Raw genomic sequence first — 14,573 nt, forward strand, 5'->3', positions numbered from 1 at the left:
GAGCATTTCCCAGTTGACAAAACTATAGGAACACCCCCCGTCGCCCTTTTGGCAAGAGTGGCTTGGGTTTCCCTTATGCGGCATCGCCCATTGTGCCCGCGCAATGGTTAAGAAAGGCTTACGACCGGGTGACATTGCCGTAAGACTGGTTATGAATGGCTGAAGTCGCAGACGGGGGCGGGCGGGAGAGGTCGTTGTGTCGTTTTGGCCCCATGGGCAAATTGCCTGATGGTCCGCAGCGCCAAATGGGGGGCGTGGCGTATTATTGAAGGGTTAGCAATCCGTCTGGTTCAAGGCGGTTCGGACGCACCTTTCGGACGCGCCCGAACCGACCGCCGCCAGCGGCCCAACCCGTCCACAGAAGGGCAGGACTCAATGGTCTCTCGCGTGTACGTAGAGAAGAAACCCGGGTTTGACGTCGAGGCGAAGCAGCTGCTCACCGAGCTCCGCGACACCTTGGGCATCGAGGCGCTCACGGCTTTGCGCGTCATTAACCGTTATGACGTCGAGGGTATCGACGAGAAGTTGTTCGCACGCTGCGTGCCCACCGTATTCTCCGAGCCGCAAGTCGACGCCGTGTACAAGGAGCTGCCCGCCGATGCTGCTCACCTCTTCGCCGTCGAGGCGCTGCCCGGCCAGTTCGACCAGCGCGCCGCCTCCGCCGCCGAGTGCGTCCAGCTCATCTCCCAGGGCGAGCGCCCCACCGTGCGCTGCGCCAAGGTGTACGTGCTCTCCGGCGAGCTCTCCGCCGAGGACCTCGACGCCATCAAGGGTTACGTGGTGAACCCCGTCGAGTCGCGCATCGCCGCGCTCGAGCTCCCGGACACCCTCACTCAAGAGATTCCCGATCCCGAGCCGGTCGAGGTCATCGACGGCTTCCGCGAGATGGACAAGGCCGCCCTCGCGGCGTTCATCGCCGATCGCGGCCTGGCCATGGACGAGGCCGACATCGCGTTTTGCCAGCAGTACTTCAAGGACGAGGACCGCGACCCCACCATCACCGAGATCCGCGTGATCGACACCTACTGGTCCGACCACTGCCGCCACACCACCTTCGGCACCAACCTCCAGAACATCGAGATCGACGACGCCGCCGTCGAGGCCGCCTTCAACCGCTACATGGAGATGCGCCACGAGCTCGGCCGCGACGAGAAGCCCGTCTGCCTCATGGACATGGGCACCATCGGCGCCAAGTGGCTTAAAGCGCAGGGCATCCTCACCAACCTGGACGAGTCCGAGGAGATCAACGCCTGCACCGTCAAGGTGACCGTGGACGTCGACGGCGAGGACCAGGACTGGCTGTTCCTCTTCAAGAACGAGACCCACAACCACCCCACCGAGATCGAGCCCTTCGGCGGTGCGGCGACCTGCGTGGGCGGCGCCATCCGCGACCCGCTCTCCGGCCGCTCCTACGTCTACCAGGCCATGCGCGTCACCGGCGCTGCCGACCCCACCGTGCCCGTCTCCGAGACGATCGCCGGCAAGCTGCCCCAGCGCAAGATCGTGACCACCGCCGCAGCCGGCTACTCCTCCTACGGCAACCAGATCGGCCTTGCCACCGGCCAGGTCTCCGAGCTCTACCACCCCGGCTACATGGCCAAGCGCATGGAGGTCGGCGCCGTGGTGGGCGCCACGCCCGCGAGCCACGTCCGCCGCGAGGCACCTCAGCCCGGCGACAAGATCATCCTGCTCGGCGGCCGCACCGGCCGTGACGGCATCGGCGGCGCGACCGGCTCCTCCAAGGCCCACAACGTCGAGTCCATCGAGAAGGACGGCGCCGAGGTCCAGAAGGGCAATGCCCCCATGGAGCGCAAGCTGCAGCGCCTCTTCCGCCGCGGCGACGCCTGTCGCCTCATCAAGCGCTGCAACGACTTCGGCGCGGGCGGCGTGTCCGTCGCCGTGGGCGAGCTCGCCGACGGCCTCTACATCGACCTCGACATGGTCACCAAGAAGTACGACGGCCTGGACGGCACCGAGCTCGCGATTTCCGAGTCCCAGGAGCGCATGGCCGTCGCCGTGGCCGAGGAGGACGTCGAGGAGTTCATGGGCTACGCCGCCGAGGAGAACCTCGAGGCGACCGTGATCGCCGAGGTCACGCATGAGGCCCGCGTCCGCATGGCCTGGCAGGGCGACGCCATCGTCGACCTCTCCCGCGACTTCCTCAACTCCAACGGCGCGCCCAAGTACCAGGACGTCCACGTCGTGGCCCAGGGCATCGCCCCCATCGACCCCGAGAGCGAACTCGCCGAGGCCGCGCTCGAGGAGTTCGGCACCCTCGAGGGCATCTACGAGAGCACCGTCCCCATGGTGCCGGGCGCCGAGACCTGCGAGTCTTTCCACGACGCCATGACCGAGCTCGTGAGCGACCTCAACGTGTGCTCCAACAAGGGCCTGTCCGAGCGCTTCGACTCCACCATCGGCGCCGCGACCGTCCTCATGCCCTTCGGCGGCACCCGGCAGCTCACCCCGAGCCAGGCCATGGTCGCCAAGTTCCCGGTCGACGGCGAGACCACCACGGTCTCTGGCATGGCCTGGGGCTTCAACCCCTACATCATGGACGCCGACCAGTACCGCGGCGCCTATCTCTCCGTGGTCGAGAGCATCTCGCGCCTCGTGGCCACCGGCTTCGACCATGAGAAGGTCTACCTGTCCTTCCAGGAGTACTTCGAGCGCCTGCGCGATGTGCCCGAGCGCTGGGGCAAGCCCATGGCCGCCGTACTGGGAGCGCTCATGGCCCAAGTCGAGCTCGGCGCCGGCGCCATCGGCGGCAAGGACTCCATGTCCGGCTCCTTCGAGGACCTCGACGTCCCGCCCACGCTCGTGTCCTTCGCCGTGGCCGTCGACAAGCTCGCCAACGTCGTCTCGCCCGAGTTCAAGGGCGCCGGCCATCGCGTCGCCCTGATCCAGCCCTCCTACCAGGTCGACGACCTGCTGCCCGAGACCGACTCCCTGCTCGCCGCCTTCAGCGCCGTCGAGGACCTCGTGCGCGAGGGCAAGGCGCTCTCCGTCTCCACCGTCGGCTTCGGCGGCCTGGCAGAGGTCCTGTTCAAGGCCTGCCTGGGTAACCGCATCGGCTTCGAGGTTTCCGAGGCCTACTACGAGGCTGACGCCCGCGACCTGTTCGACCACTCCTACGGCTGCTTCATCGTCGAGCTCGACGAGGGCGCCGCGCTGCCCGAGGTCGACGGCGCGTGCGTGGTCGAGCTCGGCGTGACGTGCGAGCCCTACGAGCTCACCGCCTACGGCGAGACCCTTGATCTGGACGAGCTGCAGGAGGCCTGGGCGAGCGCGCTCGAGGGCGTGTTCCCCTATCGCAGCGCCGCCGACGAAGTTGACGCGGCCGAGGAGCTGATCCCCGAGGAGCGCTACCGCTGCGAGGAGGAGGGCCGCATCCGCGCGACCTACGGCGGCCTCAAGATCGCCAAGCCCCGCGTGATCATCCCGGTCTTCCCCGGCAACAACTGCGAGTTCGACTCCGCTCGCGCCTTCCGCGCCGCCGGCGCCGAGGCCGACGTCTTCGTGATCAACAACCTCACGCCCGAGAACGTCGCCGAGTCCACCCGTGAGCTCGGCCGCCGCATCCGCGAGTCCCAGATCGTCATGATCCCCGGCGGCTTCTCCGGCGGCGACGAGCCCGACGGCTCCGCCAAGTTCATCACCGCGTTCTTCCGCGCACCCGAGGTCACCGAGGCGGTTCGCGACCTCCTGCAGTCCCGTGACGGCCTGATGCTCGGCATCTGCAATGGCTTCCAGGCGCTCGTCAAGCTCGGCCTGGTGCCCTACGGCGACATCGTGGACGCCACCGCGGACGCGCCGACGCTGACCTTCAACCAGATCGGCCGCCACCAGAGCCGCCTGGTTCGCACCCGCATCTGCAGCGATCTCTCGCCCTGGCTATCCCAGTGCAACGCGGACGAGCTCTACACCGTGGCCATCTCCCACGGCGAGGGCCGCTTCGTCGCGAACGACGAGGTGCTCGGGCAGCTCCGCGCCGGCGGCCAGATCGCCACGCAGTACGTCGACGTGGCCGGCATGCCATCCATGGACCTCGACGTGAACCCCAACGGCTCCGTCGCCTGCATCGAGGGCATCACCTCCCCCGACGGCCGCGTGTTCGGCAAGATGGGCCATGTGGAGCGCCGCGGCAACGGCCTGTACAAGAACGTCCCCGGTGAGAAGTTCATGCCCCTGTTCGAGAGCGGCGTGGCCTACTTCGGGTAGGCAGATCCCCCAAATGGTCCTCCTCGTGGGGTCCGCATATAACGCCTTCGAGCGCCGCCGGCTGTTCTGCCGACGGCGCTCTTCCATTTGCGCCCGCCTCCTCATTTGCGCCCGCTCGCGCAATCGCTCGTAATTGAGGTTTTTCGTATTCGTTTCCCAAAAGTCAAAGTAGAGGACGCCATTCAGCAAAATAATCCTGACCTTTTGCTAAATTACCCGCCGCTCTACTTTCGAAATCCCAAATCGAGTACGAAAAACCTCAACTTCCTAATTCCCCGTTGGCACTATGTGCCTCCGTAGTCAGTCTGCACCGATCCACGTTTGGGCCATGGCGCGCTGGCGCCCCCCTTTCAAACACCCGAGTTAGCGGGCTTCAAGCCACGCGCCACCACGACTCAAAATATCGTATTCTCTGTTCAAACCCACACAAGAAAGGTCGATCCATGCACCAGCCCATGAAGCAACTCCCGGAACGAGCCATCAGCGAAGAGGAGGCCCGCAAAATCCTCCGCATCGGCGAGCACTGCGTCGTCGCCACGATCGATGCTGACGGACACCCCTACGCCACGCCGCTTTCCTACGTCCTGGACGGTGACGCCCTGTTGATCCACACGGGCATCGCGGGAGGCCAGAAGACCGAGGACTGGAAGCGCGACCCGCGCGTGTGCGTCACCGTCGCCGTGGATATGGACCCAGTTTACGTCGAGGAGGACGGTGCTCCCGGCCTCTTCACTACGCGCTTCGCAAGTGTGATTGCCACGGGCACCGTTCGTCCCGTTGAGGATGCCGCGCTTATGCGACGCGCCTTGACACAAATCTGCCTTAAATACTGCCCCGAGCACAAGGACAAGATTGGCGCAGCGATCGACTGGGAGCTCCCCGCGACCGCAATTTGGGCAATCGACCTCAATCATATCTCCGGTAAGGCGGGACGCCGCATCCCCAACGGTAAGGGAACCGTCACCGGCAATCTGGACGGATAGACCACCTACCCCCCTTCCCACAAATCGTACGGGAGGGCACACGCTCCATGCGCCGCACACGCCGTCGGCATGGCGCACGTCAACTGCCCCACCGCTTCGCATCCGTATCACCGTCCATTCCATTGACCCCGAAAGGACCACTATGGAACTCATCACCGCCCGCCTTGTCCTGCGCCCCTGGCTCGACAGCGACGCAACCGAGCTCTACGCGCTCGCCCGAGATCCACGTATAGGTACCGCCGCAGGCTGGCCTCCACATGAAAGCGAAGAGCAGAGTCTCGACATCCTCCGCAATGTCTTGCGGGGACCCGAGCAATATGCCGTCACCCTCAGATGCGACGGCACGCTCATAGGTGCAATAGGACTTAAAACGATCGATGATTGCGATTATCTAGAGGGACCCGATGAGTACTCCGCAGGCTACTGGATCGGCGCGCCGCATTGGGGTAAGGGATACGCCCCGGAGGCGTTCTCCGCGCTCATCGAGCATGCGCAACGCGACCTGGGAGCTCGAGCGATGTACGCCGACCACTTCCTCGATAACGCCCAATCGCATCGTGTGATGGAGAAGTGCGGTCTCAAGCCCCTGCGGACAGCCGAGGTTAGCGCGCTGTACCCCGAAGGCTCGCGCGAGGTCCTCATCATGCAGCGCGAACTCAGGCCGGACGGCGAGGCGAACGGCTCATCAGGGTTATGACACGGCAATCGGTTTTGCACGGTCGTCCCCACGCCGCCAAAAGGCCTAATTCATCGAATCCAAGGCTTCCTTCCAGCGTTTTTGAAGCCGATCGAATGTCCATGCGGAGTTTGCGGGACTCGTTGAGGGCAGCACGACCGCGGGCAATCCAACCCGATCCTGCAGGTGCTTGGCGTATAGACGCCCCGCCGTTCCGCCATTGCACACGACATGCCGAATGGGCGCCACCTCAAGCACACGCTCGATGTCTACAGGCTCCACGTTTGCGATGCTCGCATCGCTCGAACCCTTAATGTCGCATTGCGCCACCACGTCCCACAGCGCAATACCATGCGCAAGCAAGAGCGCGCACTTCTCAGGGATCGATTGGGGGACTTCCGCTCGCAGGCAAGACGCTAAAACGCGCCAAAATCGGTTCTGGGGATTTCCGTAATAGAAGTCGTTCGCGCGCGAAAGTACCGAGGGAAAGGAGCCGAGCACTAAAATGCGTGAGCGCTCGTCGTATACCGGTTCAAACCCGTGCGATATGCGTTGATACTCAGGCATGATCCTCCTCCTATCTCCACGAGAGCCTCCGCGCGAGTGGGTATAAGCGACTAGAATACCATCATCTTTAGAAGGGATCATCATGTCAGCCAACCACGACCTTGTCCTGTATTATCGCCCCACGTGCCCGTTTTGTATCCGCGTCACGGACTTCATGAGGAGCCGCGGCATCGAAATTCCCCTGCGCAATATCAGCATCGACTCCGAGGCGGCGCGTACACTCGTTTCGGTGGGTGGCAAGCAGCAGGTTCCGTGCCTGTTCATCGACGGCAAGCCGCTCTACGAATCAAGCGATATCATCGCTTGGCTCGATGCCAACTTCTAAGCTCATCCCCCACCGCAAAACATACGTGCACTGTCGCCGAACAAAGGCATACAGGGGAACGTGTCTCATCCAGACGGGCTCATCGCCATAACCGCGGTGAGCCCTCCTCCCTCTGCAACAGGCCAAAGGCAGAGAACGCGAACCCTACTGCTCTGCCGATACGTAATCCTCATCGACCGTGATTTTGGGCACGGCATCGGGGTACTCTTCGACAACAAGGGCCGACAAGCGAGATTTGAACTCCTGGGGACTCAGCTCACAATCAGCAGGATGCAGCGAATCGAAAATAACATTGGTATGCGTAGGCCCCGGTACACACCGAAGATCATGAATGCTCGCGTGAGGGCTGATGCTCTGCGCTAAAGCATTAATCTTGTTACGCATATCGGCGACATGGGGATCATTCGTGACGATGGGGTCGTAATGAAGGGTGACAATGAGCCCGTCCTCGTCCTTGAACGCCTGCTCGATATTATCAAGTGTGTCGTGGCTCTCGAGCGGATCGGTCTCAGCTGCCATCTCAACGTGCGCGCTGGCGAATTGCCTGCCCGGGCCGTAGTCGTGCACCATGAGGTCATGCGTGCCGAGGACCCCAGGGTAGCTCATGATTTTTGATCGGATATGCTGAACAAGCTCAGGGTCGGGTGCTTGTCCAAGTAGCGGATTGACCGTGTCGCGGATGAGCTCGATGCCGCTCCAACCGATATAGGCGCCCACTGCGAGGCCCGCCCAGGCGTCCAAATTAATCCCCGTGATACGGGCGAATATTGCACAAATGAGCACCGCCCCCGTGGCAAGGACGTCATTTTTGGAATCCTGGGCGGTTGCAAGCAGTGTTTCGGATTTGATTTTCTCCCCGAGCACGTGATTCAGATGAGCCATCCATTGTTTGAGCCCCATAGATCCCACAAGGACACCCACCAACGCAAGCGAGAATTCGACGTCAGAGGGATTGATGATCTTATCAATCGAGGATTTGACGAGCTCGACGCCGATCATAAGCACGAGAACAGCGACGACAAGCCCCGAGAGATACTCGAAGCGACCATGACCATACGGATGCTCCGGGTCGGCGGGCTTACTGGCGAGCTTGAAACCCAGGACGCTCACGATATTCGAGCTCGCGTCACTCAGATTGTTGAGTGCATCGGCAACGATGGACACAGAGCCAGAGAGAACGCCCACCAGCCCCTTGCCAAGGCAAAGCACGACATTGAGCGCAATGCAGACAAAACCGGCAAGCTCGCCGACCTTGCCGCGGTCACCTTCTGCGCGTCGCATAATCCAATCAACCATACGTACCCCGAATCTCTTTACCGTACAGCCCCATAGCGCAATTGCAATTTGACAATGGTAGCACCGAACAGGACGGGCGGCACGCTACGTAAGCAACGACAATCAACTCTAGAGACACAAAAAGGCCGTCACCCCTAGGTGACGGCCTTGAAGATTGCGCTATCAAGCAATCGACTTAGAGCTTGATCTCGATGTCGACACCGGCAGGCAGGTCGAGGCGCATGAGCGAGTCGACGGTACCGGGCGTGGGATCGAGGATGTCAATGAGACGCTTGTGAGTGCGCATCTCGAACTGCTCACGGGAGTCCTTGTTCACGTGGGGCGAACGGATGACCGTGTACAGGTTGCGCTCGGTCGGCAGAGGGATGGGGCCGGAAACGCGAGCACCGGTCTTCTGAGCGGTCTCAACGATGAGCTTGGCGGACTGATCGACGACCTCGTGATCATAGCCCTTCAGGCGGATCCTGATCTTCTGGCTGGACAACTTAACCTCCAACAATGGATGAGCGAGGGCACCCTCGCGGTGTTACACGTACGGGCGAGGGACCTTAGTTGGTACCGTTCTTCGCCATGACCTCGTCCACGATGGACTTGGGAGCCGGCTCGTAGGAGTCGAACTGCATGGTGTAGGTAGCACGGCCCTGGGTCTGGGAGCGAAGGTCGGTAGCGTAACCGAACATCTCGCCCAGCGGCACCTTGGCACGGATAAGCTTGCTGTTCCTGCGATCCTCCATACCCTCGATCTTGCCGCGGCGACCGGAGAGGTTGCCCATAACGTCGCCCATATACTGCTCGGGGGTCTCGACCTCGACAGCCATGATCGGCTCGAGCAGCTGCGGATCGGACTTCTTGAGGGCGTCCTTGATAGCCATGGAACCGGCGATCTTGAAGGCGGCCTCGGAGGAGTCGACCTCGTGGTAAGAACCGTCGAACAGGGTGACCTTAACATCGAGGACCGGGAAGCCGGCGATAACACCGGTGTTCAGGGCCTCCTGGATGCCCTTATCGATGGACGGGATGTACTCCTTGGGCACGACGCCGCCGACGATAGCGTTGACGAACTCGTAGCCGAAGCCCTCCTCCATCTTCTCGAGCTTGATGACGGCGTGGCCGTACTGACCGCGACCGCCGGACTGACGGACGAACTTGCCCTCAGCCTTCTCGACGTCGTGACCAGCGGTCTCGCGGTAGGCAACCTGGGGCTTACCAACGTTAGCGTCAACCTTGAACTCGCGGAGCAGACGGTCGACGATGATCTCGAGGTGCAGCTCGCCCATGCCGGCGATGATGGTCTGGCCGGTCTCGTGGTTGGTGGACACCGTGAAGGTCGGGTCCTCCTCGGCGAGCTTGGTCAGAGCCAGGGACATCTTGTCCTGCTCGGCCTTGGTCTTGGGCTCGATGGCAACGTCGATAACGGGCTTAGCGAACTCGATCTTCTCGAGGACGATCTCCTTGCCCTCGGTGCACAGGGTGTCACCGGTAGTGGAGTTCTTGAAGCCGACGCAAGCGACGATGTCGCCGGCACAGGCGTCGTCACGATCGATACGCTCGGCGGCGTTCATCTCGAGGATACGGCCGAGACGCTCGCGCTGACCGTTGGAAGCGTTGACCACGTAGGAGCCGGACTCGGCGCGGCCGGAGTAAACGCGAACATAGGTGAGCTTACCGACGAACGGGTCGGTCATGATCTTGAAGACCAAGCCGGAGAAGGGCTCGTCGAAGGAAGGATGGCGCTCAATCTCCTCGCCGGTGTCCGGATCGGTACCGGTGACGGCCTCGACGTCGATCGGGCTGGGCAGGTAGTCGACGACAGCGTCGAGCAGCTCCTGGACGCCCTTGTTCTTGTAGGCGGAGCCCACGAAGACGAGGTTGAGCTCGTTGGCCAGAACGCCCTTGCGCAGAGCAGCCTTGAGCTCCTCGACGGTGAAGTCCTCCTCCATGAGGATCTTCTCCATGAGCTCGTCGTCAAAGTTGGCAGCAGCGTCGAGGAGCTCCTCGCGCTTGGTGGCAGCGATGTCAGCGAACTCAGCCGGGATCTCGTCCATCGGCTCGGGGTAGGTCATGCCCTTCGCGTCGGCCTTGAAGTCCCATGCAGTCATGGTGACCAGGTCGATGACGCCCCAGAAGTTGTCCTCGGCGCCCATCGGGACCTGAGCAGCCACGGCGTTAGCGTCGAGGCGATCCTTCATGGTCTCGATAGCGTTGAAGAAGTCAGCGCCCACGCGGTCATACTTGTTGATGAAGGCGATGCGGGGGACGTTGAAGGTAGAAGCCTGACGCCAAACGGTCTCAGACTGGGGCTGAACGCCGGCAACGGCGTCGAACACGGCGACGGCGCCATCGAGGACGCGCAGGCAGCGCTCGACCTCGGCGGTGAAGTCAACGTGGCCCGGGGTGTCGATGATCTGGATGCGGTAGTCCTTACCGTCCTTGTTCCAGAAGCACGTGGTAGCAGCGGAGGTAATGGTTACGCCGCGCTCCTGCTCCTGAACCATCCAGTCCATGGTGGCAGCGCCCTCATGGACCTCACCGATCTTGTGGGTCTTACCGGTGTAGTAAAGAATACGCTCGGTCGTGGTGGTCTTACCGGCATCGATGTGAGCCATGATGCCGATGTTACGGGTATCGGAAAGCTTGTACTTGGGCTTAGCCATGTCTTAAGTCCCTTCCCTGAATTACCAGCGGTAGTGAGAGAACGCGCGGTTGGCCTCGGCCATCTTGAAGACGTCCTCGCGCTTCTTCACGGAAGCACCAACGCCGTTGGAGGCGTCCATGATCTCGGCGGCCAGACGCTCGGCCATGGTCTTCTCCTTGCGGGCGCGGGAGAAGTTGACCATCCAGCGGATGCCCAGCTGAGTGGAACGACGGGCGTTGACCTCCATGGGGACCTGGTAGGTAGCGCCACCAACGCGCTTGGGCTTGACCTCAAGCGTGGGCTTGATGTTGTCCATGGCCTTCTTGAAGACGGCGAGGGCGTCCTCACCGGTCTTCTCGGCGACCATATCGAAGGCGGTGTAGACGATACGCTCAGCGGTGGCCTTCTTGCCGTCAAGAAGGACCTTGTTGATGAGCTGCGTCACGAGGCGGTTGTTGTAAACAGCATCAGGCTGGACCTCGCGGCGGTGAGTTTTAGCTGCACGACGCGGCATATTGAATCTCCTCTATCTGAATGGGATCTGGGTCAATCGTCGATCGACTACTTCGGGCGCTTCGCGCCGTACTTGGAACGACCCTGCTTACGGTTGGCGACGGGGGCGCAGTCATAGCAGCCGCGAAGGATGTGGTAACGCACACCAGGCAGGTCGCGAACACGACCGCCGCGGACGAGCACGATGGAGTGCTCCTGCAGGTTGTGACCCTCGCCGGGGATGTAAGCGGTGACCTCGATGCCGTTCACGAGGCGCACACGGGCGACCTTGCGAAGAGCCGAGTTCGGCTTCTTAGGGGAGGTGGTGAACACGCGGGTGCACACACCGCGCTTCTGGGCGTTGCTCTTGAGAGCGGCGTTCTTGGACTTCTTGGGGACCGAGCGACGGCCCTGGCGAACCAGCTGGTTGATAGTAGGCAAAGCGTACTCCTTCTCGAAATATCCAGCTTCCATTCCATGTGCAACGGCATATTAAGGGGCGTCAGCACCCGCCCACAAAACACGCATTTCGCTATGATACGCGCGCGTATCTGGGCGGTCAACAGACCACGCGTCCGCGCGTTTCCCTATTTGGGGCATATTCCGCAGAGTCTCCATAAAACATTTCTCGCACAATGGACTGCACCGAAGTTCAGTGCGCATGTGAAACTCATCGACGTCTTCGAGTTCAACCGTTCTTTAAATGATCCAAGGAAAATCGACTGCAAGAGCAAGAAGCGAGACTTCATGGAAGGAAGGGGCACTTCACCCCAATTATCAAGAAACTTACCAGCGGTTTTGCGCATGCCCCCGCAACTGGAGAGACGAAATCGAATGCTAGCAATAATCTCCTTTTGTTATTAGAATTTACGGTACTAACATGCAAGGAGAATGCCGGAGGAAGGAAACCCATATGGACGCCTTGTCTCATGAATTAGAGCCAAGTGGCCCCCACCAGGCGACACTACAGAGGCAGGATAATACCCCCCCCCTCGCACGATGAGCTGAAAGAGATTTTCACTCGTCTCGGTGGCTATGCTGACGGACTGCTCGATAGCGCCGAGTTGGCGGTTAAGCTTCAGGACATTTTTGAGAAGCACGAAGAATGCCATGCTGAGTTGACGCCTTCCGAATGGCTCGCAGTGCACACCCTCTTTGATACATACCTTGAGCCGTGCTCACATGATAGCGACGATTACGAGGTGGATTGTTGGCACATGGACTTGCTTAATTTGTGCTGCAATTCGTCCGACGACCCCATTGGGGATCTTGACACTCAGACAGAAAGACAGCAAAGCGCCGATTTGCAACGGGTTATCCATTCAGTGTGCGTCAATTATATGAAACTCCCTGATGACGGTATCGATTACAACGAACCGCTTGTTTATCCTGAGGGGCGTATGATTTACTTTGACCCCGAAGGGCGCATCATTCCATTTGACTCCGAGAATAACGTCATAGAACTTGATGATGAATCTAAACGACGTTTACAACTTCTTACGCTTCCCGTCGGGTTTGAAGCAATGCTCACAGACCCCGAGGCTCAACCCGTATTTGAGGAACAGCCCAAGTATGAAAAACCCGATTTCGAAAGTCAGGTCGATTCTGTTAAAACCAAAACGTTGAGCGAAGCTTTGTCCGAAGGTTTCTTTCCGGTGCTCAGAATCATGGGCTTGAGTTTTATTGCGTTCATACTATGGATGATTCCAGGATCTTTTTTCCCGCCGCTCTTATTCCTAGCTCCCGTTGTCCCACCTGCCATCGCCGTCCTTCTCTTTGGAGTATTCGATATCGGCAAGGAGACCCGAATCACCCCTATTCTGGGTGTGGTGTCCATAGTCTGCATGGTCTATTTAATGGGGCAACCCACTATGTCTTCAGCGCTCGGCATAGGCATCATGTTCAAAGCGTTCGTTGCCCTCCATTTCCTCACACCTGCCGCTGCGGGCATTTTCTGGATGATTCACAAATTCCGCCAGCAGAAAAATGAGCTCGATGCGGCACGCGCCCAAAAAGTCGCGCAGCTTGAAACTAAGTGGAACGAGGAAAAGAAGCAACAGGACGACAGTTGGAAAATACGTAGAGCACAGGAAGAAAAAGCATGGGAGCATGCTTGCCAGCTACGCGAGCGAGTTCTAAATTCCGTGAAGGCGCTAAATGACCATCTACGAGAGGGAAACTCTCAAGCCATCGCACTCAACAAGCAAATAGATATACATAACATCGAGGTGCAGCAGAGCGTAGACGAATTGCTCGATAAGGTACAGCATTATGCCGACCAGATCACTCAGACCATCGCAGGGCTACCTTGGTATCCGCCTGATATTAAATACGCCACGCCCAAAGCGCTGCAGACGATCAGAGACTATGTGATTAACGGTCGTGCGGAAAGCATGAAAGAAGCCCTCAATCTTTACGAGCACGAACTATGCGAGGATCAGAAGCTCTGCTATCTGTCGAATATCAATGAAAACCTTACGGACGGCATCGCTTCGATCACGGAGGTTTTGACAAACATACATGATCAATCCGTCTATACGAATGAGCAGCTTGCCGATACCCGCAGAGTGCTGGGCAGCATAGAAGCAAACGCCGCTGCAACGGCGATGAACACGCTGCGCTCGGCACGGACAGGTGAAATAACTGCTCGTGCAGCTAGAGAACAGGCCGAGGAAGCCAAGCGCGCCGCAGATGCCGCCGTCATTACGGCCCAAAACGCCGAAGCCGCAGCCCAAAACTCCGCGCGTGCCGCAGACGCACAGGAGCGGCAAGCTGCCGTGATGGAGCGAGAGGAGCAGAGGAGGGAGAGCCTTCGCCGCAGCTGGTAGCCCCTGCGCCCATCCAAACCGGGAGTGCATTTGATTAAAGAGAAGGTTTAATGGACGTGATCCATCTCAATGGCGTGCTGCATCTCGGCGATACGAGCAGGATCCAGCAAAGGTCTGGCTATTCAAAAATAGGGGTCCGCACGGACCCTCCAATCATATAGTTGCACAGCGTGTGCCGCCGAGTCGCGATCACGTGACAGACGAGCTCCCGCCGCGTGACCCGCGCCTGCGTGCCGCGGTCGCGCTGCGGATGCCAGCGCCCGCGCTCCCCTATTTGCGCTTCTTCTTTTTGCGCTTGCCGCCGGATTTGCCCTTGGATGCACCGCCCGAGCTCGCCTTGGGCTTGGCGGTGCCATCTTTGCCAAGGAGCGCTTGGGTGCGCGTCTTGTTGCCACGATGGCCCAGACGATAGACGCCCGCGCCCATGAAGTCCGCGACGACGATGACGAGAACCCAGGACAGCTAGTTTCCGAGCTGCTGCAGCATTTGATCCACAGGTGCAACTCCCCCATTCCTGAGAATTCAACACGCCACAGTATACCTGACTCAT

The 14,573-nt window shown here is 60.3% G+C and carries 12 protein-coding genes; 5 read left to right on the top strand and 7 right to left on the bottom strand.

The window, feature by feature from the left end; all coding sequences use genetic code 11:
- The first annotated feature begins 375 nt into the window (after positions 1–375).
- From DWV48_RS07815 to DWV48_RS07825, 3 genes are all read left to right on the top strand, one after another.
- Complete coding sequence (locus DWV48_RS07815; RefSeq protein ID WP_118654257.1) at positions 376–4,221, top strand: phosphoribosylformylglycinamidine synthase; 3,846 nt, start codon at positions 376–378, stop codon at positions 4,219–4,221.
- Between the two features lie 443 nt (positions 4,222–4,664).
- Positions 4,665–5,204, top strand: a complete 540-nt coding sequence (locus tag DWV48_RS07820; protein ID WP_118654258.1) for a pyridoxamine 5'-phosphate oxidase family protein — start codon at positions 4,665–4,667, stop codon at positions 5,202–5,204.
- Positions 5,205–5,346: 142 nt separating this feature from the next.
- Complete coding sequence (locus tag DWV48_RS07825) at positions 5,347–5,901, top strand: GNAT family N-acetyltransferase (protein WP_118654259.1); 555 nt, start codon at positions 5,347–5,349, stop codon at positions 5,899–5,901.
- Between the two features lie 45 nt (positions 5,902–5,946).
- Here the strand turns inward: DWV48_RS07825 and DWV48_RS07830 are convergent, their stop codons facing one another.
- Positions 5,947–6,531, bottom strand: a complete 585-nt coding sequence (locus tag DWV48_RS07830) for a DNA-deoxyinosine glycosylase (protein ID WP_330006238.1) — start codon at positions 6,529–6,531, stop codon at positions 5,947–5,949.
- Here DWV48_RS07830 and DWV48_RS07835 point away from each other — a divergent pair.
- Entirely contained in the window at positions 6,530–6,772 is a 243-nt protein-coding gene (locus DWV48_RS07835; protein ID WP_118654261.1) for a glutaredoxin, read from the top strand. The genes DWV48_RS07830 and DWV48_RS07835 overlap by 2 nt on opposite strands.
- Positions 6,773–6,916: 144 nt before the next feature.
- Here DWV48_RS07835 and DWV48_RS07840 read toward each other — a convergent pair whose 3' ends face one another.
- From DWV48_RS07840 to rpsL, 5 genes are all read right to left on the bottom strand, one after another.
- A complete protein-coding gene (locus DWV48_RS07840) occupies positions 6,917–8,068 on the bottom strand; it encodes a cation diffusion facilitator family transporter (protein ID WP_118654262.1) in 1,152 nt (383 codons plus the stop codon).
- Between the two features lie 175 nt (positions 8,069–8,243).
- A complete protein-coding gene (gene rpsJ, locus DWV48_RS07845) occupies positions 8,244–8,552 on the bottom strand; it encodes a 30S ribosomal protein S10 (protein ID WP_118654263.1) in 309 nt (102 codons plus the stop codon).
- 64 nt (positions 8,553–8,616) lie between these two features.
- Positions 8,617–10,722 carry an elongation factor G gene (gene fusA, locus DWV48_RS07850; protein ID WP_118654264.1) on the bottom strand — a complete coding sequence of 702 codons (2,106 nt, stop codon included), beginning with the start codon at positions 10,720–10,722 and terminating at the stop codon, positions 8,617–8,619.
- Between the two features lie 21 nt (positions 10,723–10,743).
- On the bottom strand, positions 10,744–11,217 hold the full coding sequence (gene rpsG, locus DWV48_RS07855) for a 30S ribosomal protein S7 (protein WP_118654265.1): 474 nt from the start codon (positions 11,215–11,217) through the stop codon (positions 10,744–10,746).
- Positions 11,218–11,264: 47 nt separating this feature from the next.
- A complete protein-coding gene (rpsL, locus tag DWV48_RS07860) occupies positions 11,265–11,636 on the bottom strand; it encodes a 30S ribosomal protein S12 (protein ID WP_118654266.1) in 372 nt (123 codons plus the stop codon).
- Positions 11,637–12,259: 623 nt separating this feature from the next.
- Between rpsL and DWV48_RS07865 the strand changes: the two genes are divergently transcribed.
- Complete coding sequence (locus DWV48_RS07865; RefSeq protein WP_147352854.1) at positions 12,260–14,023, top strand: hypothetical protein; 1,764 nt, start codon at positions 12,260–12,262, stop codon at positions 14,021–14,023.
- 270 nt (positions 14,024–14,293) lie between these two features.
- On the opposite strand, the gene DWV48_RS09225 is transcribed toward DWV48_RS07865, so the two are convergent.
- Positions 14,294–14,449 (bottom strand): hypothetical protein, encoded by a 156-nt coding sequence (locus DWV48_RS09225; RefSeq protein ID WP_158574849.1) that lies wholly within the window; start codon positions 14,447–14,449, stop codon positions 14,294–14,296.
- Between the last annotated feature and the right edge of the window lie 124 nt (positions 14,450–14,573).

This window comes from Collinsella sp. AF08-23 (assembly GCF_003479805.1).
GTDB lineage: Bacteria > Actinomycetota > Coriobacteriia > Coriobacteriales > Coriobacteriaceae > Collinsella.

Excerpts from the sequence above, each read along its gene's own strand:
- DWV48_RS07815 (WP_118654257.1), top strand. The coding sequence starts at position 376 with ATGGTCTCTCGCGTGTACGTAGAGAAGAAACCCGGGTTTGACGTCGAG.
- DWV48_RS07820 (WP_118654258.1), top strand. The coding sequence starts at position 4,665 with ATGCACCAGCCCATGAAGCAACTCCCGGAACGAGCCATCAGCGAAGAG.
- DWV48_RS07825 (WP_118654259.1), top strand. The coding sequence starts at position 5,347 with ATGGAACTCATCACCGCCCGCCTTGTCCTGCGCCCCTGGCTCGACAGC.
- DWV48_RS07835 (WP_118654261.1), top strand. The coding sequence starts at position 6,530 with ATGTCAGCCAACCACGACCTTGTCCTGTATTATCGCCCCACGTGCCCG.
- DWV48_RS07830 (WP_330006238.1), bottom strand. The coding sequence starts at position 6,531 with ATGATGATCCCTTCTAAAGATGATGGTATTCTAGTCGCTTATACCCAC.
- DWV48_RS07840 (WP_118654262.1), bottom strand. The coding sequence starts at position 8,068 with ATGGTTGATTGGATTATGCGACGCGCAGAAGGTGACCGCGGCAAGGTC.
- fusA (WP_118654264.1), bottom strand. The coding sequence starts at position 10,722 with ATGGCTAAGCCCAAGTACAAGCTTTCCGATACCCGTAACATCGGCATC.
- rpsG (WP_118654265.1), bottom strand. The coding sequence starts at position 11,217 with ATGCCGCGTCGTGCAGCTAAAACTCACCGCCGCGAGGTCCAGCCTGAT.
- DWV48_RS09225 (WP_158574849.1), bottom strand. The coding sequence starts at position 14,449 with ATGGGCGCGGGCGTCTATCGTCTGGGCCATCGTGGCAACAAGACGCGC.